The organism is Halomonas sp. I5-271120, from assembly GCF_030553075.1.
GTDB lineage: Bacteria > Pseudomonadota > Gammaproteobacteria > Pseudomonadales > Halomonadaceae > Onishia > Onishia taeanensis_A.
Window position 1 is genome coordinate 3,229,699 of the sequence record NZ_CP130701.1, and the last position, 24,818, is coordinate 3,254,516.

Below are 24,818 nucleotides of genomic sequence, written 5' to 3' on the forward strand. Positions count from 1 at the left end.
CGACCCTGATGTCGGAGGCGCTGCCCCAGTTGGGAGTGTTCCTCATGTCCATCGCAACCGTTGTCTCTATTTCTGGTCAGGCTTGGGCGCGGGACGCCGAAGGTAATCTTCGTGAGCTGCAGCAGGGTGACCAGCTTCTGGATGGCGAGACCTTGGTGACCTCCGATAGTGGCGCGGTGCAGCTGGATTTCGAGGATGGCCTGCCGCCGGTTGCGATTGGTGGTGGCCAGCAAGTGGCGATGAGCGGCGAGTTGGATGCAGACGAGCCTGTTGAGCCGGATGAGGCTAGTGCTCAAGATGATGGCATCGACGCTTTACTGGCGGCGCTGGATGGAGAAGGTGATCTGCTTGATGACCTGGAGGCAACCGCCGCCGGTGGTGGAGATGGCGCTGAAGGCGGCGGCCATAGCTTCATCCAGCTGGCGCGCATTGTGGAAAGTGTTGATCCTCTGGCATTCGCTTTCGATACCGCCCGCGGAAATAATGTCGACAGTGAGCTGCGGGGATCGCCGGCATTTCTTGATACCTCGGTCGTCAATGTTGCTCCTGAGGCAAGCAATGACGCCTTCACCACCGACGAAGACACCGCGCTGAGCGGCGCCAACGTGCTGGCCAATGACACCGATCCCGAGGGCGATAGCCTCTCGGTCAGCGATGCCGGCACCCGTCAGGTGACCTTCACCGGGCCCGATGGTTTTGAGGTGACCACCAGCGTCACCCTCGATGCCGATGGCAACGTGAGCTTCAACCCGGCCGGCGACTTCGACGCTCTGGGCGTGGGTGAGAGCGCCACCGGTGAACTGACCTACACCGTCAGTGATGGCAGCGCCACCGACACCGCCAGCGTGACCCTGACCGTCAACGGCGTGAATGATGGCCCGACCGGCAACACCGACGGCGGCACCGGTGCCAGCGACGACGTCTTCACCACCGACGAAGACACCGCGCTGAGCGGTGCTAACGTGCTGGCCAACGACACCGATCCCGAGGGCGACAGCCTCTCGGTCAGCGATGCCGGCAGTCGCCAGGTAACCTTCACCGCCACGGATGGCACCGAGACCACCGTGGCGGTGAGCGTAGCCACCGACGGCACCGTGACCTTCGACCCCTCCGGCGACTTCGATGCCCTGGGCGTCGGTGAAGCCGCCATCGGCACGCTCGAGTACACCGTCAGTGATGGCACCGCCACCGATACCGCCAGCGTGACCCTGACCGTCAACGGCGTGAACGACGCCCCGACCGGCAACACCGATGGTGGCACCGGCGCCGCCGATGACGTCTTCACCACCGACGAAGACACCGCGCTGAGCGGCGCCAACGTGCTGGCCAACGACACCGATCCCGAGGGCGACAGCCTCTCGGTCAGCGATGCCGGCACCCGTCAGGTGACCTTCACCGGGCCCGATGGTTTTGAGGTGACCACCAGCGTCACCATCGATGCCGATGGCAACGTGAGCTTCAACCCGGCCGGCGACTTCGATGCCCTGGGCGTAGGCGAAGCCGCCACCGGCAGGCTCACCTATACCGTCAGTGACGGCACTGCCACCGATACCGCGACGGTGACCCTGACCGTCAACGGCGTGAACGACGCCCCGACCGGCAACACCGATGGTGGCACTGGCGCCGCCGATGACGTCTTCACCACCGACGAAGACACCGCGCTGAGCGGTGCCAACGTGCTGGCCAATGACACCGACCCCGAGGGCGACAGCCTCACGGTTACCAGCACTGATCCCCAGCAGGTCACCTTCACCGGGCCCGATGGTTTTGAGGTGACCACCAGCGTCACCATCGATGCCGATGGCAACGTGAGCTTCAACCCGGCCGGCGACTTCGATGCCCTGGGCGTAGGCGAAGCCGCCACCGGCAGGCTCACCTATACCGTCAGTGACGGCACTGCCACCGATACCGCGACGGTGACCCTGACCGTCAACGGCGTGAACGACGCCCCGACCGGCAACACCGATGGTGGCACTGGCGCCGCCGATGACGTCTTCACCACCGACGAAGACACCGCGCTGAGCGGTGCCAACGTGCTGGCCAATGACACCGACCCCGAGGGCGACAGCCTCACGGTTACCAGCACTGATCCCCAGCAGGTCACCTTCACCGGGCCCGATGGTTTTGAGGTGACCACCAGCGTCACCATCGATGCCGATGGCAACGTGAGCTTCAACCCGGCCGGCGACTTCGATGCCCTGGGCGTAGGCGAAGCCGCCACCGGCAGGCTCACCTATACCGTCAGTGACGGCACTGCCACCGATACCGCGACGGTGACCCTGACCGTCAACGGCGTGAACGACGCCCCGACCGGCAACACCGATGGTGGCACTGGCGCCGCCGATGACGTCTTCACCACCGACGAAGACACCGCGCTGAGCGGTGCCAACGTGCTGGCCAACGACACCGATCCCGAGGGCGACACCCTCACGGTCAGCGATGCCGGCACCCGCCAGGTAACCTTCACCGGGCCCGATGGCTTCACCGCCACCGTGGACGTGATCGTGGCTGACAACGGCACTGTGACCTTCGACCCGGCAGGCCGGTTCGACGCCTTGGGCGTCGGCGAGAGTGCCACCGGCACGCTTACCTACACCGTCAGTGACGGCACCGCCACCGATACCGCGACGGTGACCCTGACCGTTAACGGCGTGAACGACGCCCCGACCGCCGGCAATGACGGCACCGGTGCCGCCGACGACGTCTTCACCACCGACGAAGACACCGCCCTGAGCGGGGCCAACGTGCTGGCCAATGACACCGACCCCGAGGGCGACAGCCTCACGGTCACCAGCACTGATCCCCAGCAGGTGACCTTCACCGGGCCCGATGGTTTTGAGGTGACCACCAGCGTCACCATCGCCGCCGATGGCAGCGTAAGCTTCAACCCGTCCGGCAACTTCGACGCCCTGGGCGTGGGCGAGAGTGCCACCGGTACGCTCACCTACACCGTCAGTGACGGCACCGCCACCGATACCGCGACGGTGACCCTGACCGTTAACGGCGTGAACGACGCCCCGACCGCCGGCAACGACGGCACCGGCGCCGCCGACGACGTCTTCACCACCGACGAAGACACCGCCCTGAGCGGGGCCAACGTGCTGGCCAATGACACCGACCCCGAGGGCGACACCCTTACGGTCACCAGTACCGATCCCCAGCAGGTCACCTTCACCGGGCCCGATGGTTTTGAGGTGACCGCCGAGGTCACCATCGCCGCCGATGGCAGCGTAAGCTTCGACCCGGCAGGCGACTTCGACGCCCTGGGCGTCGGCGAGAGTGCCACCGGTACGCTCACCTACACCGTCAGTGACGGCACCGCCACCGATATCGCGACGGTGACCCTGACCGTCAACGGCCTGAACGACGCCCCGACCGCCGGCAACGACGGCACCGGTGCCGCCGACGACGTCTTCACCACCGACGAAGACACCGCCCTGAGCGGGGCCAACGTGCTGGCCAACGACACCGACCCCGAGGGCGACACCCTCACGGTCAGCGATGCCGGCACCCGCCAGGTAACCTTCACCGGGCCCGATGGTTTTGAGGTGACCACCAGCGTCACCATCGCCGCCGATGGCAGCGTAAGCTTCAACCCGTCCGGCAACTTCGACGCCCTGGGCGTGGGCGAGAGTGCCACCGGCACGCTCACCTACACCGTCAGTGACGGCACCGCCACCGATACCGCGACGGTGACCCTGACCGTTAACGGCGTGAACGACGCCCCGACCGCCGGCAACGACGGCACCGGCGCCGCCGACGACGTCTTCACCACCGACGAAGACACCGCCCTGAGCGGGGCCAACGTGCTGGCCAATGACACCGACCCCGAGGGCGACACCCTTACGGTCACCAGTACCGATCCCCAGCAGGTCACCTTCACCGGGCCCGATGGTTTTGAGGTGACCACCAGCGTCACCATCGCCGCCGATGGCAGCGTAAGCTTCAACCCGTCCGGCAACTTCGACGCCCTGGGCGTCGGCGAGAGTGCCACCGGCACGCTCACCTACACCGTCAGTGACGGCACCGCCACCGATACCGCGACGGTGACCCTGACCGTCAACGGCGTGAACGACGCCCCGACCGCCGGCAACGACGGCACCGGTGCCGCCGACGACGTCTTCACCACCGACGAAGACACCGCCCTGAGCGGGGCCAACGTGCTGGCCAATGACACCGACCCCGAGGGCGACAGCCTCACGGTCACCAGCACTGATCCCCAGCAGGTCACCTTCACCGGGCCCGATGGTTTTGAGGTGACCACCAGCGTCACCATCGCCGCCGATGGCAGCGTAAGCTTCAACCCGTCCGGCAACTTCGACGCCCTGGGCGTGGGCGAGAGTGCCACCGGCACGCTCACCTACACCGTCAGTGACGGCACCGCCACCGATACCGCGACGGTGACCCTGACCGTTAACGGCGTGAACGACGCCCCAGCGTCATCGGATTCCCAATTTACGGTTCAGGAAGATACAGCCTATACGCTAGATCTCGATGATTTCGGGCATTACACCGATATTGAAGGCGATGCCTTGGCGGCCATCGAAATCACTTCGCTTCCGGAAAATGGCGTACTGGAGCTATCGGGGGAGCAGGTGTCTGCGGGTGACACCATTGCTATCTCCGCTATTGAGGCCGGCGATCTCGTATTCGTGCCCGACACGAATACGGATGAAGATGGTGCCTTTGGATTCCGCGTCCAGGATGCCGCCGGTGACTGGTCGCAGAGCACTTATCAGGCCGCGGTAGTGGTAGAGGCGATTGCCGATACACCTGAGGTTGCCATCCAGCTCGGCGCCCCTTCGGAGCTCAAGGATACGCTTCAGTATGAGAGCAAGTCTCTGACCTTCGATGCTAAGCTCGGCGACGATAAGGGTGATGGCAACATCGATGGCAACTCCAGTAACTACGAGGAAAGTGTCTCCCAGACACTGAGCTTCGGCCCGCAATATGCGGGACAGACGGTATCCCTGACACTGGATGTCGATATTCAGGGTACCTGGAACCAGGGATGGGGAGTTACCGATGATTATTGGCAGGTGCTGTCAGGTGATGAGGTGCTCGAGACATTCAAATATGGTTCACCTTTGAACGAGGACGTGTCAGGGAATGTCATCACCAACATAGCCGTGGTACTTGATGAAAACGGTGAAGTGGAACTGTCGTTCCGAGCCTCTACCACTGAGAAAAGCGAAACGGTCACCATCAATGGGGCAACCGGCGAGGTGGCCGGCACTACCTATGAGGTCGTCACAGGATATGAATATTCCATCGATATCTCGGCGGCGCTTCAGGATCGCGATGGCTCCGAGAGCCTGAGCCTGTTGATCGAAGGGGTGCCGGAGGGCGCGACGCTTAGCCAAGGAACAGACAACGGCGATGGTACCTGGACGCTGTCGGTGGCGCCCGGAGAACAAGACTTTGCGACCAACCTTACAATGACAACACCCGCTAATGTGAATGGTGGCTTTACGCTTACTGTTAAGGCGACGGCGACAGAGGCGTCTGGCGGCGACTTGGCCGTGAATACGGCGATGGCAGTCGCATCTGCTTATGAGCCAGGAAGCCCGAGTCTCGACGCGCCGTCAGCCGAACCGATCATTGCCGGTTACCACGGCTATGTCTCCGGCCAAGGTAATGGTAACAATACCGGCACCTATGCCAATAACAATGGCTTGAAGGAGACCTCGGCTTCCAATGCTGAAGCGATAGTCAGTGCCGATGGCTTTTACTCGGTGGAACGAAACGGCAATCCGCATTCAGAAACCAGCGATAGAATTGATCCAACCGAAGCACTTGTCCTTGAGCTGGGCCAAGCGGTAAACAGTGTGACCTTCGAAGTTCAGGGGAATGTTGGCGAGGCTCAGTGGTCTGTATTTGCCGCTAATGGCGATCGCCTTGGGGGGGGCAGCGCTCTCGGTGAGCCTAATAGTGAAGGCTTCCTGACGGTCTCCTACGATATGCCTTTTAGCTATATTGCCCTGGATGGTGGTGATGATTCTGCCTTCGCGGTCAAGCCAATCGGTGTCGGCATTGCGGGCACAGCCTCGGATGACACACTGAATGGGTCGGCGGGAGACGATACGCTGATCGGCGGTGAGGGAGATGACATCCTCTATGGCCAGGAGGGTGCTGATGTCTTTGCTTGGCAACTCGGTGACGAAGGGCAACCCGGCAACCCGGCCCAGGATACTGTGAAGGACTTTTCGCTTGCCGAAGGGGATTCCCTCGATCTTGCCGAGCTGCTGGTCGACGAGCAACCTGGCTCAATTGATGACTATTTGCATGCCGCACCCAGCGCCAGTGGCGGCGACACCATCCTGCATGTCAGTACTGGCGGAGGTTTTGCTGGCGATTATGCCAACAATTCGGGGCAGGAAAATCAGACGATTACCCTGGAGGGGGTGTCGATGGGTGATCAATCGTCACAGGAATTTATCAACGATCTGATTAATAATGGCAACCTGAATATTGATCAATGATGGGTCTGTGGCGATATCGCAAGCCCGTGTCAGGGATGAAACGTCTCGCGAGGAGGCAGTGTGTACATCAAACGCAATAAGGCGGGAGATATCGAGCAGGTCAGCCGCGTAGCGACAGACGAGTGTCGGGAGCGAATCGATGTTGACGACCCCGAACTGGATGTCTTTCTGGGACGAGAAGACAATGAAAGCGGGGCCAGGCTCGCCCAGTCGGATTTGGGTCTGGTTCGCGTGATTGAGGACCTGGTCGATGTGCTCATCGAACGCAACTTGATCAGCTTCACCGACCTACCAGAGCCTGCGCGGGAAAAATTGATGACTCGCCAGACTCTACGTCAGCGTCGTAACAGCGTGAGTCTGTTAAGCGAGCAAGACGAGGAAGAGTCAATTTAGGTCCCAACTTAGTTCAATGCGGTCCCGTTGTTGCTTGAACCTCATAAGCCGGATTTGCCATTGGCCAATCCGGCTTATTCGTGACTGCCTGTATCGTGACTTTGCGCGGTACGGCTTTGCGTATTGCATTAATCCTTGATCTTGATTGCTGTTCCCGTTACACCATCCATGCCGATCTCAAGGAGCACTCGATGCTCGCCAGGCGTTGATACGCCCTCGGCGATAGCCAGGATGCCCAGCGAGTGACTGAGGGTGGCCATGCCGCGAAGCAGGGTCTGTTGGGCCGGTTGATGGTCAACCCCTTTAGTAAGTGAGGTATCGAACTTCAAGTAGCTAAGACCACTGTCCTGCAGATCGGCTAGGCGAGTAAATTGCTGTCCGACGTGCTCAAGACCAATACGGCATTCGAAACGGCGCAGGTCACGGCAAAGTGACTTGAAGTCCTCCATATGATGGACGGCCACCGATTCGGGTAACTCCAGCCATAAACGCTTTGCCTCTCGAGGGTAGGCCGTCAGCAGTTCGCTCAACCGCTGTCGGAAACCGGTACTTGAAATGGCCCTTGAAGAGAGGTTGAGTGCCAGAGGGGTCTCTTCCTTTTCAAGACAATGGAGAGCACTAGTGATGCTGGCCAGATCCAGGGCGTCATCCATCCCGAACCGCGAGATCCAGCCAAGATAAACGCCTGCTGGTTGCCACTCGCCTCCCAACCATAGTCGTGACGGGCATTCCTCGTGTAACAAGTTGCCTTCGGCATCCATGACGGGGTAACGAGCCAACTGAACGCCATGAGCGAGTGCAGCATCCAGGGCGCTGCGCCATTCAGCGTGGGTGCTAAACAGCAGGTGGCTCGCTTGCTGGTCGGCCACGCAAACCGTTCTGCCGCCACGAAGCTCAGCCTTGGCGAGTTCACCGTCAAGCTGACTCAGCAGCACGTCACGGGGTTCGTGGCGCGAAAAGCCTACAATGCCGATGGGAAGGTTGAGGATCACAGGTTGGCGATCGGCAATCGGATGCAGGCGTCGTTTGAGCTGATCTGCCACATCATCAGGTGACAGGCCATTGGGTAGCAGCAGCGCAAAATCACTACCATTGAGTCGCCCCGCCTGGCTTCCCGGATATTCCAGTGCAAACTGATGGAGTGTGGTGGCCAGGTCATGGAGGAAGCGATCGGTCTCGGGACGTCCCATTCCATCATTGAGGCCTTCAAGGTCGGCGATGCGTACTATGGCTAAGCAGCCATGATGGAACTCTTCGTCGTTTTCCAACACATATTCAAGGCGCGTCATGAAGTAAGCGCGGTTGGCAATGCCGGTGGTTTCATCCTGCTGTAGCTTGCGCCTTAATTCTTCGAGCTGACCGCTTTCACGGGTCAGCATCTGACGTACGCTGCCAGACAGCCTGTTCATGGCCATGACAAGATCGCGAAGCTCTCGCGTCTTGGGTTCTGGTGAGGTTGTGAAGCGCCGGTTGCCGATATCGTTGGCCTGGGCAATCACTACTGACAGCGGGCGGCGGATGTGCAGCACAAGCAGCCAGGCTATCAGCACGCTGATAAGAGCAGCGAAGGCGAACCAGGTAACCAGTTGCTGGCTACTGCGCCAGAGAGAGCGGTAAGCGTAGCTATGCTGACTTTGAAGTGTCAGCGTGCCGTACTGTCGCCAACCGTCCTGCACGACGGCGTGGCCGGCGGGCACTGTGATGTGCGCGAGCTCTACGAACCAGGCCGGTACGTCGCCGATGAAAGGGGATGCTTCACGGCGCAGGATCAGTTCCCCGTTGGGATCACGTAACTCGATGAGCTGGTAGTGGCCGGTATCGAACTGGGCAGACAGCAAGAGTTCGATGGTGACGGGATCCTTATCGAGTTGGCTCATGGATAAGGCGAGGGCATTGGCATTGTCCTCGTTTTTTATGCGCACTTCCTGCTCGATATAGTGCCGACTGGTCGATAGGCCTACGATCAAGCTGCCGCCGAATGCCAGCACTAATACTGCTGCTATGGAGAGCCATAGCTTTGTGATCAGAGACATCCCGTCGCCCCTCCGTGCCGCCTATGGGCGGTGCTGTCGATCATCATAGGAATCCTTGCTCCTGCATCCTGGCCAGCACGTTACGCCAGCGTGATAGTCGCTGGACGGGATCGGCGCGCGAGCGGTTGGAGCCGCCTGCCCAAAGGCCGTCGCTATTGAAGCTGAACACGGGGGTGAGATCGAGCCGCTCGCTAGCTGGCCGGATGGTCTCCACCAGATTGTCCAATACCTGCGGTTCTGCGCCGGGAAGTTGGTAATAGCCCAACACCATGTGTGCTTGAGAAAGCCCGCCACGCCCAAGGCTCGCGCGCACGTAGATCAGTCGTAGCCGCTCGGTGGGAATGCCCAGCTGCATGAGGCTGATGTACTTGGCGATGGTAAAGTCTTCGCAGTCGCCATCACCCTTTCCCAGCGTTTCCAGCGGTGTGGCCCAGTAATCCTCTTGCTGCCAGATGGCCCGATCATCTAGCCAGCGAATTCGCTGGTTGAAGAAGTCGTTGACGCCCTTTAGCTGTGCGGCGATACCCAGTGGCTGCAGGCGGTCGAGCAATGCAAGCCAGGCGTTCAGGGCAGCCGTGCCCTCGGCGCCGTAGCGAGACTGCATGACCTGGCGTAATCGCGAGGGATCGAGCGCTGCGCCGACCGGCGACGACAGACCCAGGCAGGCACCCGCCAATAAACCTCCCAACCCCATCAGCAGCTGACGTCGCTGACGGCGAAAGGTAGGGCTGGCAAGTGGTCGAGCCATCGACGATTTCCTGCCCGAAGGGCCTAAAGGAGAGATGTTTTAAGGCCAGGTGAATATATCAGGCCTTGCCTGGCCCCTGCCAGATACGTAACCGACCGATCCAAGGCAAGCCGGCGGCATGCTTTCGCAGGCTATCGGCCGCCTCGTCGAGGTTAACTTCGGGCTGCAACTGCTGCACGTAGAGGGACACGTCGATGCGCTGGTCCAGATAGTGAAGGTCCAGGGTCAAGCAGGATTCCCAGGCGGCGAGTCCGGACCAGGCCTTGGCGAGTTCGGTCTCCACTTCCTCACGCAGCGGCAGCGCATGAAGAGGGCTCTGTGGTGGTGCGTGCTGATCGTCTTCGGGGTCGATGTGGAACGTCACATCGCTAAGGTCTGGAAATAAATGATGCAGTTGTCGGCAGACTTCATTGCCGACTTCATGGGCCTCCGAGACGGTGACTCGGGGGTGTACCACTAGGTGCAGGTCGAGCAATATCTGGCCGCCGACGGTGCGAGTGCGCAGGTCGTGCACGCCGCGAACGCCTGGGACCTGTTCGGCGGTTTCTCGCATGCGTTGCTGGTCGGACGCGGGGAGCGCGGTGTCGATCAGCTCCTGGCTCGCTTCCCACAAGAGCGAGCCGCCTATCTTACCGACCATGATGGCGACCACCACAGCCGCTGCGCCATCCAGCCAGCCGGCCCCGAGCTGAGCGCCAAGCAGGCCAACCAGCACCACCACGGTGGATAGCGCATCGGAGCGCGAGTGCCAGGCATTGGCCTCGAGAAGTTTGGAGCCTACCTGCTTGGCGATCTTCATCGTGTAACGATAGATCCACTCCTTGGCGAGCAGAGCCACCACGGCGATGCCGATCGCCCAGGGCCCTGGCGCCAGAACCGGCGTGCCGCTGAAAAGCCGCTCAAGGCTGGCCCAGGCGATGGCACCGGCAACGAAGATCAAGATGCTGCCGAGCCACAGTGTCGCCAGCGTTTCGATGCGACCGTGGCCGTAGGGGTGACCGCTATCGGGCGCTTGACGACCGAAGTGGGTGGCGCCGATCACGAAGATGTCGGTGAGGATGTCTGAGAAGGAATGAATGCCATCGGCCACCAGGGCCGCCGAGCCGACCATCAACCCTGCCACCAGCTTGAACATGCCCACTACGAAGTCGATGCCTGCACCAATCAGGGTGACCCGATGTGCGGCCCGTGTGTTGGCAGCGTGGTGATCAGCCTGGTTCTTGGCCGTGCTGTCGACAGCGTGATCGCCAGCCGAAGTGGGGGAGTGGGGGTGAGCCATGGGGATTACCTCAAACGGATGGCCCATCGCGATGGAGCCTGTGGCTGAGAGTGTGGCGGTGCCAAGCATGGGCCGGGCGCCGCCCAGACGAAAGGCCGTAGGCGGGCCTGATGTTCGGCCTTGGCATCGACCTGGCAATCAATCGACTAGAGCCGACCGGCGCGGTTGAGTACCGGGTTGGCGTATTGCGCAAGCCACCAGTCACGTAGGTGAGTGGGGACCTCTGCAAGCCGGGCATGGAAGCGCTGTCGGTCCATGTCGGTGACCTCGGTAAGGTCGACGAGGTCCGGCGCCAGGCCGCTGGCTTCGAGCGCCAGTTGGTGACTCGGGAAGAGATGATAGCCCTTCATCACCTGCTGATCGATCTCCTGGGCAACTGTTTCGGGGCTGTCGAAATCCGCCGCCAGTGGCGTACCGAAGGTCAGCTTGATTCGTCCCTTGGCGCCGGTGATCCCGGCGACGATAGAGCGAATGTCCTCGAATTCGATCTTCTGGTAAGCGCCCTCGGTATGCATGGCATAGAGCTCACGGGCCTTCTGCAGGTCGCAGGGGTCATATTCGTAGCTGATCGACACCGGCACCATGTGCAGCTCGCGGATGATATCGCCAAGCTTTGCCTGCTTGTTGGCCTGGCGCCCTGACATGGTCAGCATCTTGATAATCGCCGGGTCGGCGCGGTCGATGCCGTCTTTGGCGCGGCCTTCGCGCTGTGCCATCCAGATCGAATGGTTATCCTCGCCAATCGAGTGGCGGATATAGCCTGACAGTAGCTGATAAGCCGCCAGCATGGCGCGCTTGCCCTTGGCTGAGCGCGGCACGATGAAGCTCTTGTTGAGGCGCATCAGATCCGACACATAGGGCTTCTGCAGCAGGTTGTCACCGATGGCGATGCGCACCGTGCTGCGGCCAGCCTGATAGAGCGCGTAGTTGACGAAGGCCGGGTCGAGGGCGATATCGCGATGATTGCCGATAAACAGATAGGCCTGGTCATGCTCCAGACGATCGAGGCCTTCCACCTCGAAAGTGTCGGTCGTGGTACGGATCATGCGCTGCATGTAGCTGGCGATGCGCATCTGGAAGTCATAAACGCTATTCACCCCGCGCATCTCGCGGCGGATGGCGAAGCTGGCGATGGTACGCGCCAAGCGTGGCGTTAGCCGAGCGAGCCTTGGCAGCTTGAACTGGGTCAGGGCATCGAGCAGCTCGGCATTATTGGCCAGCCGTACGATGACCTCGGCCACCTCATTGTCCTGGTAGGGGCGAATATCGGCAAAGGGGTCGTTTGTTGTGGCGGAATCTGTGGTCACGATGAAGAAGTCACGAGGTTGAAGACGAAAAAGAGGTAAATGGCGCGGATCATGGGCTGGGCGCAGCAGAGGCTTCGCCGTCCAACCAGCCGATCAGCCGTTCCACGACTTCGGCCAGGGTCTGCGCCATCAGCACGAAGTCGGCCTCCATGCGAAGTATGGCGTCATCGCCGTCATTGGCTTGGCTGGCCTCATCAAGCAGCGCGTCGGAAAAACGCAGAGACTTGAGGGCGAGGTCGTCGTGCAGGACCATGGATAGCTGTCCTTCGACCTCGAGTGCCAGCTTGTGGGCTTGGCGTCCGCCTTCGAGCAGGGTCTGGATCTCTTCGCTGTCCAGATCCACGGCCCGGGCGCGCAGCACGCCATCATCTCCCTGAGCCTTGAGCTCGACCTGGTCGCCGAGTAAAAGGCCGGTCGGGCGACTGTCCGCTTCCTTGAGCCATGCGGTCATGGCGCGAATCGGCAAGGCCTGGGTCGCAAGCGGAGTCACCTTGAGGCTGCCCAGCGTCTGGCGCAGCAGGTCGAGAATTTCCTCGGCGCGGGCACGGCTGCTGGCGTTGACGGCGATCAGGTCGCGGCGAGTGTCCCACCACAGGTCGACCTTCTGACTCTTGATGAAGGCGCGCGGCAGCAGTTCTTCGTAGACCTGTTCCTTGATCGCCTGCTTTTCCTTGCGTGGCAGCGGACGGCCTTCGGCGGCCTCCCGGTCGGCGCAGCGCTCCTCGACTTCCTCACGCACCACGCTTGCCGGCAGCACGCGCTCCTGACGTAGTGCCGACAGCAGGCGGTGCCCCTGGATCTCATGGAGGTGGCGTTCACTGCCACGGCCGCCCGGCGTCCGCCAGCCCAGCCGCGTGGCTTCGCTACCGCCCAGCGGGCGGAAGGCTTGTTCGGCGAGCTGGTCGTCCAGGTCGTCGTGGGCGATCTGCGGGGCGTCATGCAGGCGATAGAGATGCAGGTGCTTAAACCACATGGCAAGTCTCTGACAAAAAAGGAGCAACATTATGGCCAAAGGGGCCTTCGGGTGCCAGCGCTGGGCCGGCGGCGCGCATTTTGTTCTGGCGCATGCGCGCCTTCTGGCCAGGCCTCAAGTGCTGGGCGGTGCGTCAAGCGGGAAGTCGCGCAGCTCGGGAGCTTTTCCGGCTTCGAGGCGAATATCCCAGCCTTGATCGGGCTGCCAGTCGCCCAGCACGATGCGTATGGCAGGCCGGTCATTGAGCGTGAGGTCATGGATGGCCGGGCGGTGCGTATGGCCGTGAATCAGCAGGGCCACGCCATGTGCCTTCATGGCCTTGACCACCTCATCGGGTGTGACATCCATGATGTCCTCGGCCTTGTTGGAGTTGGCATCGCCAGACTGCTCGCGGATCTGCTTGGCCAGCGCCAGGCGCTCAGGGATAGACATCGCCAGAATCTGCGCCTGCCACTGAGGATCGCGGGCCTGGGCACGAAACGCCATGTAGGCCTCGTCACGGGTACACAGGCTGTCGCCGTGCATCAGCAGGAGCGGCTCGCCGCCGTTGTCGAGCTTGGTGGGGTCATCGAGCAGGGTGGCGCCACAGGCATCGGCAAAGCGCTTGCCGATCAGGAAATCGCGGTTGCCATGCATCAAATAGACCGCCGTGCCGGCACTGCTCAGGCTGTTCAGCGCATTGGCGACACGCTGGACCAGGCCAGCGTTGCCGCTGGGTTCGGCCTCTGGCAAGTCGAGGATGTCATCGCCGACCCAGGCCTCGAAGAAATCGCCGAGGATATACAGAGCATCCGCCTTACTGGCCGTTTGCTCCAGGTAGGTGAAGAAGCCGTCGGTGATCTCGGGGGCACCCGGGTGCAGGTGCAGGTCGGAAATCAGCAGAGTCGTCATGGCGAGCCTGTTTTTTTAGATGCAGTTCGTTTTGGTGCCGCTGGTGAATGCTCAGCCGGCTTGGCGCCACCGTCGGGCACTTTTTACCATCGAGTATAATTCACCACCTGACAATATAACGAGACACGCCCGCGCGAAGGCGGGCGTGTCCGTAGGAGCAGTTCTCAGGCGTCGTCTTGAGCGTCATCCTTGAGGTAGGCGCGCTGGATCACCACGTCGTCGGCGGGTACGTCGGCGTGCATGCCGCGGCGACTGGTCGGCACGGCGCGGATCTTGTCGACCACGTCCATACCATCGACCACCCGGCCAAACACGCAGTAGCCCCAGCCCTGCAGGTTCTTGCCGCTGTGATCGAGGAAGTCGTTGTCGGCGATGTTGATGAAGAATTGGGCGGTGGCCGAATGCGGGTCCTGGGTGCGGGCCATGGCCAGGGTGCCCTTGCGATTCTTCAGGCCGTTGTCGGCTTCGTTCTCGATCGGCTCACGGGTCGGCTTCTGGTTGAAGTCGGTGTCGAAACCACCGCCTTGAACCATGAAACCGTCGATGACGCGATGGAAGAGAGTGTCGTCATAGTGGCCGTCGGTCACGTACTGCTGGAAATTCGCGGCGGTCTTGGGCGCCTTGTCGAAATCCAGCTCGATGGTGATGTCGCCGTAATTGGTCTGGAGAACAATCATGTCAGTTTCCCGGAAGTCTTGGTGGGCGCCTTGGCGTTGCGCATCTGCGTCGCGCTATAATAGCTGTTTTGCATCGACGCGCGAAGTCGGCATCCGCCATCCGTCCAAGTCGGTTTGGATGGGTGAGAGGGCCGGTCAGTCGCCAGCGTACTCCATCAAGAGGTTCCCAGACGCCCCATGAGCAATGACAGCACCAGCGCCCCGAACTTCATTCGCAACCAGATCAGCGAAGAGATCGAGGCTGGCAAGGTCGACAAGATCGTTACCCGCTTTCCGCCGGAGCCCAATGGCTTCCTGCATATCGGCCATGCCAAGTCGATCTGCCTGAACTTCGGCCTGGCCGAGCAGTTTGGCGGCGACTGTCACCTGCGTTTCGATGACACCAACCCGGCCAAGGAAGAGCAGGCCTATATCGATGCCATCAAGGAAGACCTGCACTGGATGGGCTTCGAATGGGCCGGTGACGTGCGCTATGCGTCCGATTACTTCGATCAGCTCTACGCCTGGGCGCAGCACCTGATCCGCGAAGGCAAGGCCTATGTCGACGACCTGTCGCCGGACGAGATCCGCGAGTACCGTGGCACCCTGACCGAAGCCGGTCGGCCGAGCCCCTATCGCGAGCGTAGCCCCGAGGAAAGTCTCGACCTGCTCGAACGCATGAAGCAGGGCGAGTTCGCCGAGAGCGAGAAGGTGCTGCGCGCCAAGATCGATATGGCGTCACCCAATATCAATCTGCGCGACCCGATCCTCTATCGCATTCGCCACGCCAGTCACCACCAGACCGGCGAAAAGTGGAAGATCTATCCGTCCTACGACTTTGCTCACGGCCAGTCGGATGCCATCGAAGGCGTGACCCACTCGATCTGCACCCTGGAGTTCGAGGATCATCGCCCGCTCTACGAATGGTTCCTCGACAACCTGCCGGTACCGGCCAAACCACGCCAGATCGAATTCGCGCGCCTCAATCTGAATTACACCCTGACCTCCAAGCGCAAGCTCAAGCTGCTGGTGGATCAGGGTATCGTCGATGGCTGGGATGACCCCCGTCTGCCGACGATTTCGGGCATGCGTCGCCGCGGCTACACCCCGGCGTCGATTCGCAAGTTCTGCGACATGATCGGCGTGACCCGTGCCGACGGCGGCCTGGTCGAGATTGCCATGCTCTACCACGCGATCCGTTCGGACCTTGAGGACAACGCGCCGCGTGCCATGTGCGTGATGAAGCCCCTCAAGGTGGTACTGACCAACGTGCCCGACGATCACGACGAAGTGTTCGAGGTCGCCGGCCATCCGGCACGAGACGACATGGGCTCTCGCAAGCTGCCGTTCACCCGCGAGATTTGGATCGACCAGGACGACTTCATGGAGGAGCCGCCGAAGAAGTTCTTCCGCCTGGCGCCCGAGAAGGAAGTGCGGCTGCGCAACGGCTATGTGATCCGCTGCGATGAGGTGATCAAGGACGATGCTGGCGAGATCAGCGAGCTGCGCTGTTCGGTGGACTTCGAGACCCTCGGCAAGAACCCGGAAGGCCGCAAGGTCAAGGGCGTCATTCATTGGGTCAGCGCCGAGCACGGCGTGCCGGTCGAAGTGCGTCAGTACGACAACCTCTTCCAGATCGAAGTCCCGGACAAGGACAAGGACGCCGACTTCCTGGATCACTTGAACCCTGAGTCGCTGGTCACCGTCGAAGGCATTGCCGAGCCGTCGATCCGTGATGCTACCCCCGAAGCGCGCTATCAGTTCGAGCGGGTCGGCTACTTCTGCGCCGACCGCCACGCCTGCGCCGAGGGCAAGCTGGTGTTCAACCGCACGGTGGGGCTGAAGGACGGCTGGGCCAAGGCACAGAAGAAGGGCTGATATGCAGATTTACAACACCCTGACGCGCCGCAAGGAACCGCTCTCGCCGATCGAGCCCGGCAAGCTTGGCATGTACGTCTGCGGTATCACCGTCTATGACTACTGCCACATCGGGCATGCCCGGGTGATGGTGGCCTTCGATGTCATCACCCGCTATCTGCGTTCGCGGGGCTATGACGTCAACTACGTGCGCAATATCACCGATATTGACGACAAGATCCTCAAGCGTGCCGAAGAAAATGGCGAAGCGATCGGCGCGCTGACCGAGCGCATGATTGCCGCCATGCACGAGGACGAGAACCGTCTCAAGGTCCTGCGCCCGGATCACGAGCCCCGCGCCACTCGCCACATCGATGACATCGTTGCGATGATCGAGACCCTCATCGACAAGGGCTATGCCTACGCAGCCGACAATGGCGATGTCTACTACCGTGTTCGCAAGTTTGCCGAGTACGGCAAGCTCAATAACCGCGACCCGGACGAGATGCGCTCCGGTGCGCGCATCGATGTCGGCGAGCACAAGGAAGACCCGCTGGACTTCGTGCTGTGGAAGGCCGCCAAACCGGGCGAGGCCAGCTGGCCCTCGCCCTGGGGCGAAGGCCGTCCCGGCTGGCATATCGAATGCTCGGCGATGTCGACCTGCTGCTTGGGTAACACCTTCGATATCCATGGCGGTGGGCCGGACCTTACCTTCCCCCACCACGAGAATGAGATCGCCCAGAGCGAAGCGGCCACCGGTTCACGCTACGTGAACACCTGGATGCACGCCGGTGCGGTGCGCGTCGACAGTGAGAAGATGTCCAAGTCGCTGGGCAACTTCTTTACTATCCGCGAGGTGCTCGAGGTTCACGACCCGGAAGTGGTGCGCTACTTGCTGGTGGCGAGCCACTATCGCAGCCCGATCAACTATGCGCCGGATGCCCTCGATGATGCTCGTCGCTCGCTGGAGCGTTTCTACAACGCCCTGAACGGCGTCGAGGCGGTCGAAGGTCAGGTGGAGGCACGCTTCGACGAGCGCTTCACTGCGGCCATGGATGATGATTTCAACACCCCCGAGGCCCTGGCGGCGCTCTTCGACCTGGCCCGTGAGCTGAACGTGGCCAAGAAGGAGGCCCCCGAGACTGCCCCGGCGCTGGCCTTCGAGCTGAAGCGCCTGGGCGAGGTGCTGGGGCTCTTCGATCAGGACCCGGCGGCCTTCCTTCAGGCGGGCGCCACGGCGCTTGCCATCGGCGAAGACGAGATCGAGGCGCGTATTGCGGCGCGCGCCGCGGCCAAGAAGGCCAGGGACTTCGCCGAGGCTGATCGCATCCGCGAGGAACTCTCGGCGCTGGGTATCACCCTCAAGGATTCCCGCGAGGGCACCACCTGGGTCGTTGATCGCGACTGAGGCGGTGTCTGGCCGTCGCCTGCCTCAGCGGGTGAAGTCCACCGGGGCGGGCGGCAGCGGCAGCTTGCGCGGCCAGTCGTCGCCGACGATGAATAGCCGGTGCCAGATGTCGTCCTCACCCTTGAGCACCAGGGGCAGAGGTGCTGCGCCGGTGCTGAAGCGCGTCGCCAGATAGGCCTCGACTTCCTCGAGCGGTCTGAGCCGCTCGGGGAGCGGTGGGGCCAGCCAATGAGGCTTGTGCAGCCAGGCCCCTTGGGTGTCAGCGACCAGCTCGGCGCGAAAGGCCGGCCAGTCGTGCCAGGTGAGCCACTGGCCGCGCAGGTGCTCGGCGGTGGCTTCGACAGGCGAGGGCAACGGCCTTTTTGCCGGGTCGCGCTGCCAGGGGTAGAAGAGCACGCCGGGCATTGCCATGCGCTGATCCAGGCTTCTTTTGCCATCCTCTGGGGCAGTGGGCCTGCTCTGCATACCTCCAGTGAATTCGCTGACGGCGAGGCGCGCTTCCGGGGTGTCGATCAGCGGCAGCTGATGGTGGAAGAGATGGCTTCGCTTGCCGGCCAGGCTATCCGCGCAGCCAGGCCCCACCCAGCGCGCCTGGTCAGTGGCGTCGCCGGGGCCCTCGGTGAGGCCCAGGTAGAACTTGATCGCGACTTCCAGGTGAATGGGCAAATCGCTCGGGCGGTGCTCCTGCCGCTGGTGTTCCTGCAAGGGTGACAGTCGCCGACGGTTCGTTTGCTGATAGACCATGTCCAGCTCACCCAAGGTGCGTCGTTCGCGCATCACCGGCAGGTTGTGGGCCAGCAGCCGTGTATTGGGTGAGCTCTCGAGCAGGAATTGCCAGAGCCGCTCGTGATAGTGCCCCAAGCGCGCATTCATGGCGCCGCCTACCCAGTCTTCCAGTGCCTGGGGAGCGGCTTCCAGCCGATCCAGGTAGTCTCGCCAGCCCCCATTCGCAAGCCCCAGTTCATCAAGCCTCGGCCGGCCAGGGCAGGGCATGCTCAGCAAGTCCGGGGCGAGGCACAGCCAGCCAAGGTCACGCACCAGCGGGTGGCGCCAGGTGTCCAGCATGCCGTCGGGATTCGTTACTCTGTCGTCGTCCATCGATTCCTCAAGCCAGGACAGGCGTTTAACGTTGACGTCCTGCCAGACTATCCATCCTGACATTGTAACGTCAGTTCCTTATACTGCCTGAATACTTGGCATACCACTGGGGTAAGTGCGATGAAGCGGACATTGACATGGATAGCAGCATTGGCAACCAGTGCTATGGTCGGGCAGGCACAGGCTGCCGCCCCGGTGGTGGTTTCCTCGAAGATTGACACCGAGGGCTCGGTGCTCGGGGAACTGATCATGCAGTCGCTGGAAGCCGGCGGCATCGACACTGAAAACCGCCTGCAGCTGGGGGGCACCAGCATCGTGCGCCAGGCGATCATCGCCGGCGAGATCGATATCTACCCCGAGTACACCGGTAACGGTGCCTTCTTCTTCGACATGGCGGACAGCCCGGTGTGGAAGAATGCCGCCGAGGCTCATGCCAAGGTCAGTGAGCTGGATCGCGAGGCCAACGGCTTGGTGTGGCTTACCCCGGCCGAGGCCAATAATACCTGGGCGATGAGCGTGCGCGGTGACCTGGCCCGGGAGCATGGCCTCGAGTCCCTTGAGGACCTATCGACGTATCTTGCGCAAGGAGGTGAGTTCAAGTTCGCCGCCAGCGCTGAATTCGTCGAATCGGAAGCGGCCTTGCCGGCATTCGAGCAAGCCTATGGCTTCGAACTCGACTCTGACCAGCTGGTGGTGCTCTCCGGCGGTAACACCGCCGCCACCCTACGCGCCGCTGCACTGCAAACCAATGGCGTCAACGCCGCCATGGCCTACGGCACCGATGGCGGACTGAATGCGCTGGACCTGCGCGTGCTCAAGGACACCCTGGAAGTGCAGCCGGTCTATCAGCCGGCCCCGGTGGTGCGCCAAGCGGTGCTCGACGCCTATCCGCAGATTCCCGAACTGCTCTCGCCGGTGTTCGAGGCACTGGACCTCGAGACGCTCCAGCGTCTGAACGGTGAAGTCGCCGTCAACGGTGCCGACCCGGCCAAGGTCGCGGCGACCTTCCTCGACCAGCTCGAGCAATAAGCATTTCCGGGCGGGCTCTCGCAAGCGTGTCACCTTCCTCGTCACTTTCACAGCGGCGCTCGGCGTCCCCTAACCGGGTGCTGTTGGCCCTGATGCCGGCAGCGCTTGCGGCGCTGACGCTTCTGGATATCGCCAGCGTTCAGCCCAATCGCATCGTGCCGGGGCAGGGCATGGATCTATGGGCGATGCTGGGTCCCGCCGGGGTGCTCCTGACGCTACTCCCGTTGGGGATTGTCGGCCTGGCCTGGCGGGCCACGACGCTCCGGTTGCGCTGGGCCCTATGCCTGGTCGTGCTTGCCATGCTCGCTCTGCCCGTTGGGCTGGCAGGTTTCTGTCGTGTTTTTATCGACCCCAGTGCCCCCTACGCCCGAGCGGGGTTGGCGGCGGGGTTCTGGGTGCTGCTGTTCGTGTTCATGCTGGCGCTGATCGAGCTCAAGGGGAGTCTGCGGCTGCCGCGTGGCAGTTGGTGGGGGCTCGGCGCGCTGATGCTCGGGGCCTGGGCCTTGTCGCTTGCCAGCGGGGTGTTGGATAAGCTGGCCCTGATGCAGGAGTACCTGGGTCGCAGCGACAAGTTTGTCGAAGCGCTTGTTTACCACAGTCTGTTGGTCGCCTCGGCGGTAGGGCTGAGCCTGATAATGGGGTTTGCCCTGGCACTGGCCATGCGCCGCTGGCCGCGGCTCGAGCGCAGCATCAATGGGCTTCTGAGCCTGATTCAGACCATTCCCAGCCTGGCCCTGTTCGGTTTGTTGCTGGCGCCACTGGCCTGGCTCGCCGATCGCTATGACTGGCTGGCGGCACTCGGCGTGCAGGGCATCGGCGCGGCACCGGCGCTGATCGCCCTGGTGGGTTACAGCCTGCTGCCGATGACCCGCAATACCTTCGTGGCGCTGGGTGATGTCGATCCCGGGGTTATCGAATCGGCCCGGGGCATGGGCATGAGCCCCAGCCAGATATTCCTCCAGGTGCGCTTGCCGCTGGCACTGCCGGTAATGATCGAGGGCGTGCGCATTACCAGCATTCAGGCGATTGGCCTGGCGGCGGTGGCCGCGCTGATTGGTGCCGGCGGGCTCGGCACCTTCGTCTTTCAGGGGCTGGGGCAGGCCGCCATGGATCTGGTGCTGCTAGGTGCCTTGCCGATCATCGCCATGGCGGTGATCGTCGATGGCCTGCTGACCGCCCTGGCCGGAGCGCTGCGACAAGGAGTTCGTCATGACTGAGCAGGTGCGAATCGCGCTGCTGAACGTGTCCAAACGCTTTGGCGAGGACACCGCCGTTGACGGCCTATCGCTTGCCATCGCGCCTGGTGAGCTCTGTGTGCTGGTGGGCACCTCTGGATGTGGCAAGTCCACCACCCTGCGCATGATCAATCGACTCATCGAGCACAGTGACGGCCAGATCCATATCGACGGTCAGCCGATTCGCGAGATCAACGAGCAGGCGCTGCGTCGGCGCATCGGCTATGCCATCCAGAGTACCGGGCTCTTCCCGCACTGGACGGTCGCTCGCAACATCGGCCTGGTGCCGCGGCTGTTGAAATGGCCCGCTGAGCGCATCCAGAAGCGAACCCGCGAGCTGATGCAGCTGTTGGGTCTCAATGAAGCCGAGTTCGCCGGCAAGTACCCCCACCAGCTCTCCGGCGGTCAGGCGCAGCGTGTCGGTGTGGCCCGTGCCCTGGCGGCTGACCCTGACATCCTGCTGATGGACGAGCCCTTCGGCGCCCTGGATCCTATTACCCGGGAATCCCTGCAGGACGAACTGCTCAGGCTCCAGGCGCGGCTGCACAAGACGATTGTCTTCGTGACTCACGACATGGAAGAGGCCCTGAAGCTGGCCGATCGCATCGTGGTCATGAATCGCGGGCAGGTCGTACAGCAGGGCAGCCCCCAAGAGCTACTGACGGCACCGGAGAATGCGTTCGTCGAATCACTGCTCGGCGGGCGTGATCGGGGCCTCAAACAGGCGGGGCTCATTGCTGTGCGTGACGTGATGCACCCGACCGGTGCGCGCCGCCAGACCACGGCGGCGGCCGTCGGCGCAGATGACGACCTGCGTGAGGCCCTGTCAGTGATGCTCCTGCATCGGCTGTCGAGCCTGACCGTGGTGGATGAGCGCGATCGCACGGTGGGCACACTGGGGGTCGATGACATCATGCACCGCAAGAACCTGCTCCCTGCCGCCTCGGCAAAGTCCTCCCACAAGCCCGCGTCCAGAAGCGACACCGGCGATGCGTCCGAAGGTAAGGCCAAGGCTCAGAATAGTTCCCAGGACAGTTCCAGGGATGATGCCAAGGATAGCGACGGGGAAACGGCGTCACCCCAGGCCTCGGAGCCTCGCCATGAGGACTGATCCCGTTATCATGGGCGCTGCTATTCTATCGCCTTGGCGACGCTGGGCGGCTCCACTTGGCTGGTTCGCGGCGCTTGGCACGCTGCTGGTCGTCATGCCGCACTTGGGGTCGCTGTTCGCTGCCATCGACCCCGAGGCCCGTGAGCCGATCTATCGTCGTGATGCCTTCGTCGATCTGTTGGCCAATCACCTGCTGCTGGTGGCCGGTGCCTCGTCCATCGCCATCGTAAGCGGGGTGAGTGGCGCGATCATGGTCACCCGGTCCTGGGGGCGTGATTTTCTGCCACTGGTCAGTCAGTTGGCCTCCATCGGTCAGACCTTCCCTCCGGTAGCGGTGCTGGCGCTTGCTGTGCCCTGGCTGGGATTCGGCGGGCTGCCTACCGTGGTGGCCCTGGTGCTCTACGGCCTGCTGCCGATAGTGCGCAATACCCTGGTCGGTATCGGAGAGGTGGATTCCGCCACCCGGGAGGCCGCTCGAGGCATGGGCATGTCGCCAAACCAGGTGCTCTGGCAGCTCGAGCTGCCGTTGGCCGCGCCGGTCATTCTGGCCGGTATCCGCACCTCGGTGACCGTGGGGATTGCCACCGCGGCGATCGGTTCGACCATCGGCGCCAAGACCCTGGGGGACCCGATCATCGCCGGCATCATCAATGGCAACACGGCCTACATCCTGCAGGGCGCTATCCTGATTGGTGTGCTGGCGCTTTCCATAGACAGCGTCTTCGCACGCCTGCTGCCCTCACAGCGCTGAGGGTTCTCGTATCGGGTTCTTGTCTCGAACCGCTTTTATCTCTCCTGTTTTCCCACCTTGTCTCGCTCTTCCTCAACCGTTCCTGCTCGAGCCCAAGCGTGCGAGGGCGCTGGTATCGGCCGTCTCCTTTAGCGGATCAGTGACCTTTCATGGCGCCTGCGACCATGGTCTCAGGCGCTGTGGCTATACAGCACCCCATGCCGGGCTCTATCTTACGTTAACGTAAACTTGCGGCATCGGGTCGTTATCAGGCGGACTGTGCCATCGGGTTGGTTTATGACTACCTTCTGAATAACCATGCCCTCACAAGGGGCGTGAGGCTTTTCACCACCACCCCCAGGGAAGAGCATCATGACAACAACCACTTCCTCACTCGTTCACTCCCCGACCTTTCTGAAGGGCGACGAGTTTTCGATCGATACCTTCGCGTTGCTCAAGCAGGACGGCAGCCTCTTTGAAGGAGCAGCGGCGCCCGAACTCGACCGCGACAAGGCGCTGCGCATCTACCACGCCATGGTCTTCACCCGGGTGCTCGACGAGCGCATGCTGGCCGCTCAGCGCCAGGGCCGGCTGAGCTTCTACATGCAGTGTACCGGCGAGGAGGCCGCGGTAATCGGCAGTGCCGCGGCGCTGGATGACGAAGACATGATCATGGCTCAGTACCGTGAGCAGGGGGCGCTGGCCTATCGCGGCTTTAGCTGCGACGAATTCATGAATCAGATGTTCGGCAACGAGCGTGACTACGGCAAGGGACGTCAGATGCCGATCCACTATGGCTCGGCCAAGCTGCATTACATGACCATCTCCTCGCCGCTGGCCACTCAGATTCCTCAGGCCACCGGCTATGCCTATGGGCAGAAGCTCGCCGGCGATGGCCATTGCACTATCACCTATTTTGGCGAGGGGGCCGCCTCGGAGGGCGACTTCCATGCCGCGCTGAACATGGCCACGGTGCACAAGGTCCCGGTGATTTTTTTCTGTCGCAACAACGGCTATGCGATCTCCACCCCGGCGGTCGAGCAGTTCGCCGCCGATGGCGTCGCCCCCCGAGCCTTCGGCTACAAGATGCGGGTCATTCGGGTCGACGGCAACGACGTGCTGGCGGTCTATCAGGCCACTCTGGAGGCGCGCCGGCTGGCCGTGGAGCATAACCAGCCGGTATTGATCGAGGCCATGACCTATCGCCTGGCGGCCCATTCATCTTCCGATGATCCTTCCGGCTATCGCAGCAAGAAGGAAGAAGAAGCCTGGCGGGAAAAAGACCCGATCCTGCGACTACGCCGCTGGCTGGAATCCCGCGAGTGGTGGAGCGATGAAGAAGAGAAGACCCTGCAGGAGCGCCTGCGTCGTGAGGTGCTAGAAACCATGAAGGTAGCCCAGAAGCGCCCGGCGCCGCCTCTCGAGAGCCTGATCACTGATGTCTACGACACCCCCACGCCGCAATTGAACGAGCAGCTTGCCGCGCTGGAAGCGCATATCCGGCTTTATCCAGAGGCCTATCCCAAGAGCGCTTCCCAAGGCTCGACTACGTCATCGGATGCCGAGAACGGCCAGGGAGGGCGCTGAG

General features: G+C 62.2%; 17 protein-coding genes. 9 read left to right on the forward strand and 8 right to left on the reverse strand.

Annotated features, from left to right (window positions below; genetic code table 11):
- The first annotated feature begins 44 nt into the window (after positions 1-44).
- Both Q2K57_RS14515 and Q2K57_RS14520 read left to right on the forward strand, forming a co-directional pair.
- Positions 45-6,482, forward strand: a complete 6,438-nt coding sequence (locus Q2K57_RS14515; protein ID WP_304525511.1) for a retention module-containing protein — start codon at positions 45-47, stop codon at positions 6,480-6,482.
- Positions 6,483-6,542: 60 nt separating this feature from the next.
- The gene (locus Q2K57_RS14520; RefSeq protein ID WP_112055813.1) at positions 6,543-6,875 is read left to right on the forward strand and encodes a tryptophan synthase subunit beta like protein; all 333 of its coding nucleotides are present in this window, start codon (positions 6,543-6,545) and stop codon (positions 6,873-6,875) included.
- A gap of 128 nt (positions 6,876-7,003) precedes the next feature.
- Here the strand turns inward: Q2K57_RS14520 and Q2K57_RS14525 are convergent, their stop codons facing one another.
- The 7 genes from Q2K57_RS14525 to Q2K57_RS14555 all read right to left on the reverse strand — a co-directional run bounded on the left by Q2K57_RS14525 (position 7,004) and on the right by Q2K57_RS14555 (position 14,783).
- Complete coding sequence (locus Q2K57_RS14525; RefSeq protein ID WP_304525512.1) at positions 7,004-8,908, reverse strand: LapD/MoxY N-terminal periplasmic domain-containing protein; 1,905 nt, start codon at positions 8,906-8,908, stop codon at positions 7,004-7,006.
- 43 nt (positions 8,909-8,951) lie between these two features.
- Positions 8,952-9,656: a transglutaminase-like cysteine peptidase gene (locus tag Q2K57_RS14530; RefSeq protein ID WP_304525513.1), complete on the reverse strand. Its 705-nt coding sequence runs from the start codon at positions 9,654-9,656 to the stop codon at positions 8,952-8,954.
- 58 nt (positions 9,657-9,714) lie between these two features.
- Complete coding sequence (locus Q2K57_RS14535; protein WP_304525514.1) at positions 9,715-10,935, reverse strand: cation diffusion facilitator family transporter; 1,221 nt, start codon at positions 10,933-10,935, stop codon at positions 9,715-9,717.
- Between the two features lie 146 nt (positions 10,936-11,081).
- Complete coding sequence (locus Q2K57_RS14540) at positions 11,082-12,242, reverse strand: 1-acyl-sn-glycerol-3-phosphate acyltransferase (RefSeq protein WP_304525515.1); 1,161 nt, start codon at positions 12,240-12,242, stop codon at positions 11,082-11,084.
- A 49-nt stretch (positions 12,243-12,291) separates the two neighbouring features.
- Positions 12,292-13,215, reverse strand: a complete 924-nt coding sequence (locus Q2K57_RS14545) for a recombination-associated protein RdgC (protein WP_304525516.1) — start codon at positions 13,213-13,215, stop codon at positions 12,292-12,294.
- 114 nt (positions 13,216-13,329) lie between these two features.
- Positions 13,330-14,106, reverse strand: coding sequence for a UDP-2,3-diacylglucosamine diphosphatase (locus Q2K57_RS14550; protein ID WP_304525517.1), 777 nt, complete (start codon positions 14,104-14,106; stop codon positions 13,330-13,332).
- Positions 14,107-14,270: 164 nt separating this feature from the next.
- The gene (locus Q2K57_RS14555) at positions 14,271-14,783 is read right to left on the reverse strand and encodes a peptidylprolyl isomerase (RefSeq protein ID WP_304525518.1); all 513 of its coding nucleotides are present in this window, start codon (positions 14,781-14,783) and stop codon (positions 14,271-14,273) included.
- A gap of 177 nt (positions 14,784-14,960) precedes the next feature.
- Between Q2K57_RS14555 and Q2K57_RS14560 the strand changes: the two genes are divergently transcribed.
- Together Q2K57_RS14560 and cysS are read left to right on the forward strand one after the other, a co-directional pair.
- Positions 14,961-16,640 (forward strand): glutamine--tRNA ligase/YqeY domain fusion protein, encoded by a 1,680-nt coding sequence (locus Q2K57_RS14560; protein ID WP_304525519.1) that lies wholly within the window; start codon positions 14,961-14,963, stop codon positions 16,638-16,640.
- A gap of 1 nt (position 16,641) precedes the next feature.
- Positions 16,642-18,027, forward strand: coding sequence for a cysteine--tRNA ligase (gene cysS, locus Q2K57_RS14565; RefSeq protein WP_304525520.1), 1,386 nt, complete (start codon positions 16,642-16,644; stop codon positions 18,025-18,027).
- 24 nt (positions 18,028-18,051) lie between these two features.
- On the opposite strand, the gene Q2K57_RS14570 is transcribed toward cysS, so the two are convergent.
- Entirely contained in the window at positions 18,052-19,188 is a 1,137-nt protein-coding gene (locus tag Q2K57_RS14570; protein WP_304525521.1) for a DUF1853 family protein, read from the reverse strand.
- A 57-nt stretch (positions 19,189-19,245) separates the two neighbouring features.
- On the opposite strand from Q2K57_RS14570, the gene Q2K57_RS14575 reads away from it, so the two are divergent.
- From Q2K57_RS14575 to Q2K57_RS14595, 5 genes are all read left to right on the forward strand, one after another.
- Positions 19,246-20,154, forward strand: coding sequence for an ABC transporter substrate-binding protein (locus tag Q2K57_RS14575; RefSeq protein WP_304525522.1), 909 nt, complete (start codon positions 19,246-19,248; stop codon positions 20,152-20,154).
- Between the two features lie 26 nt (positions 20,155-20,180).
- Positions 20,181-21,371: an ABC transporter permease gene (locus Q2K57_RS14580; RefSeq protein ID WP_304525523.1), complete on the forward strand. Its 1,191-nt coding sequence runs from the start codon at positions 20,181-20,183 to the stop codon at positions 21,369-21,371.
- Complete coding sequence (locus Q2K57_RS14585) at positions 21,364-22,500, forward strand: ABC transporter ATP-binding protein (protein ID WP_369700273.1); 1,137 nt, start codon at positions 21,364-21,366, stop codon at positions 22,498-22,500. Before Q2K57_RS14580 ends, Q2K57_RS14585 begins: the two co-directional genes overlap by 8 nt.
- Positions 22,490-23,251: an ABC transporter permease gene (locus Q2K57_RS14590; protein ID WP_304525524.1), complete on the forward strand. Its 762-nt coding sequence runs from the start codon at positions 22,490-22,492 to the stop codon at positions 23,249-23,251. The genes Q2K57_RS14585 and Q2K57_RS14590 overlap by 11 nt, the downstream gene beginning before the upstream one ends.
- Positions 23,252-23,602: 351 nt before the next feature.
- Positions 23,603-24,817 (forward strand): thiamine pyrophosphate-dependent dehydrogenase E1 component subunit alpha, encoded by a 1,215-nt coding sequence (locus Q2K57_RS14595; protein WP_304525525.1) that lies wholly within the window; start codon positions 23,603-23,605, stop codon positions 24,815-24,817.
- The last annotated feature ends 1 nt before the right edge of the window (position 24,818 follow it).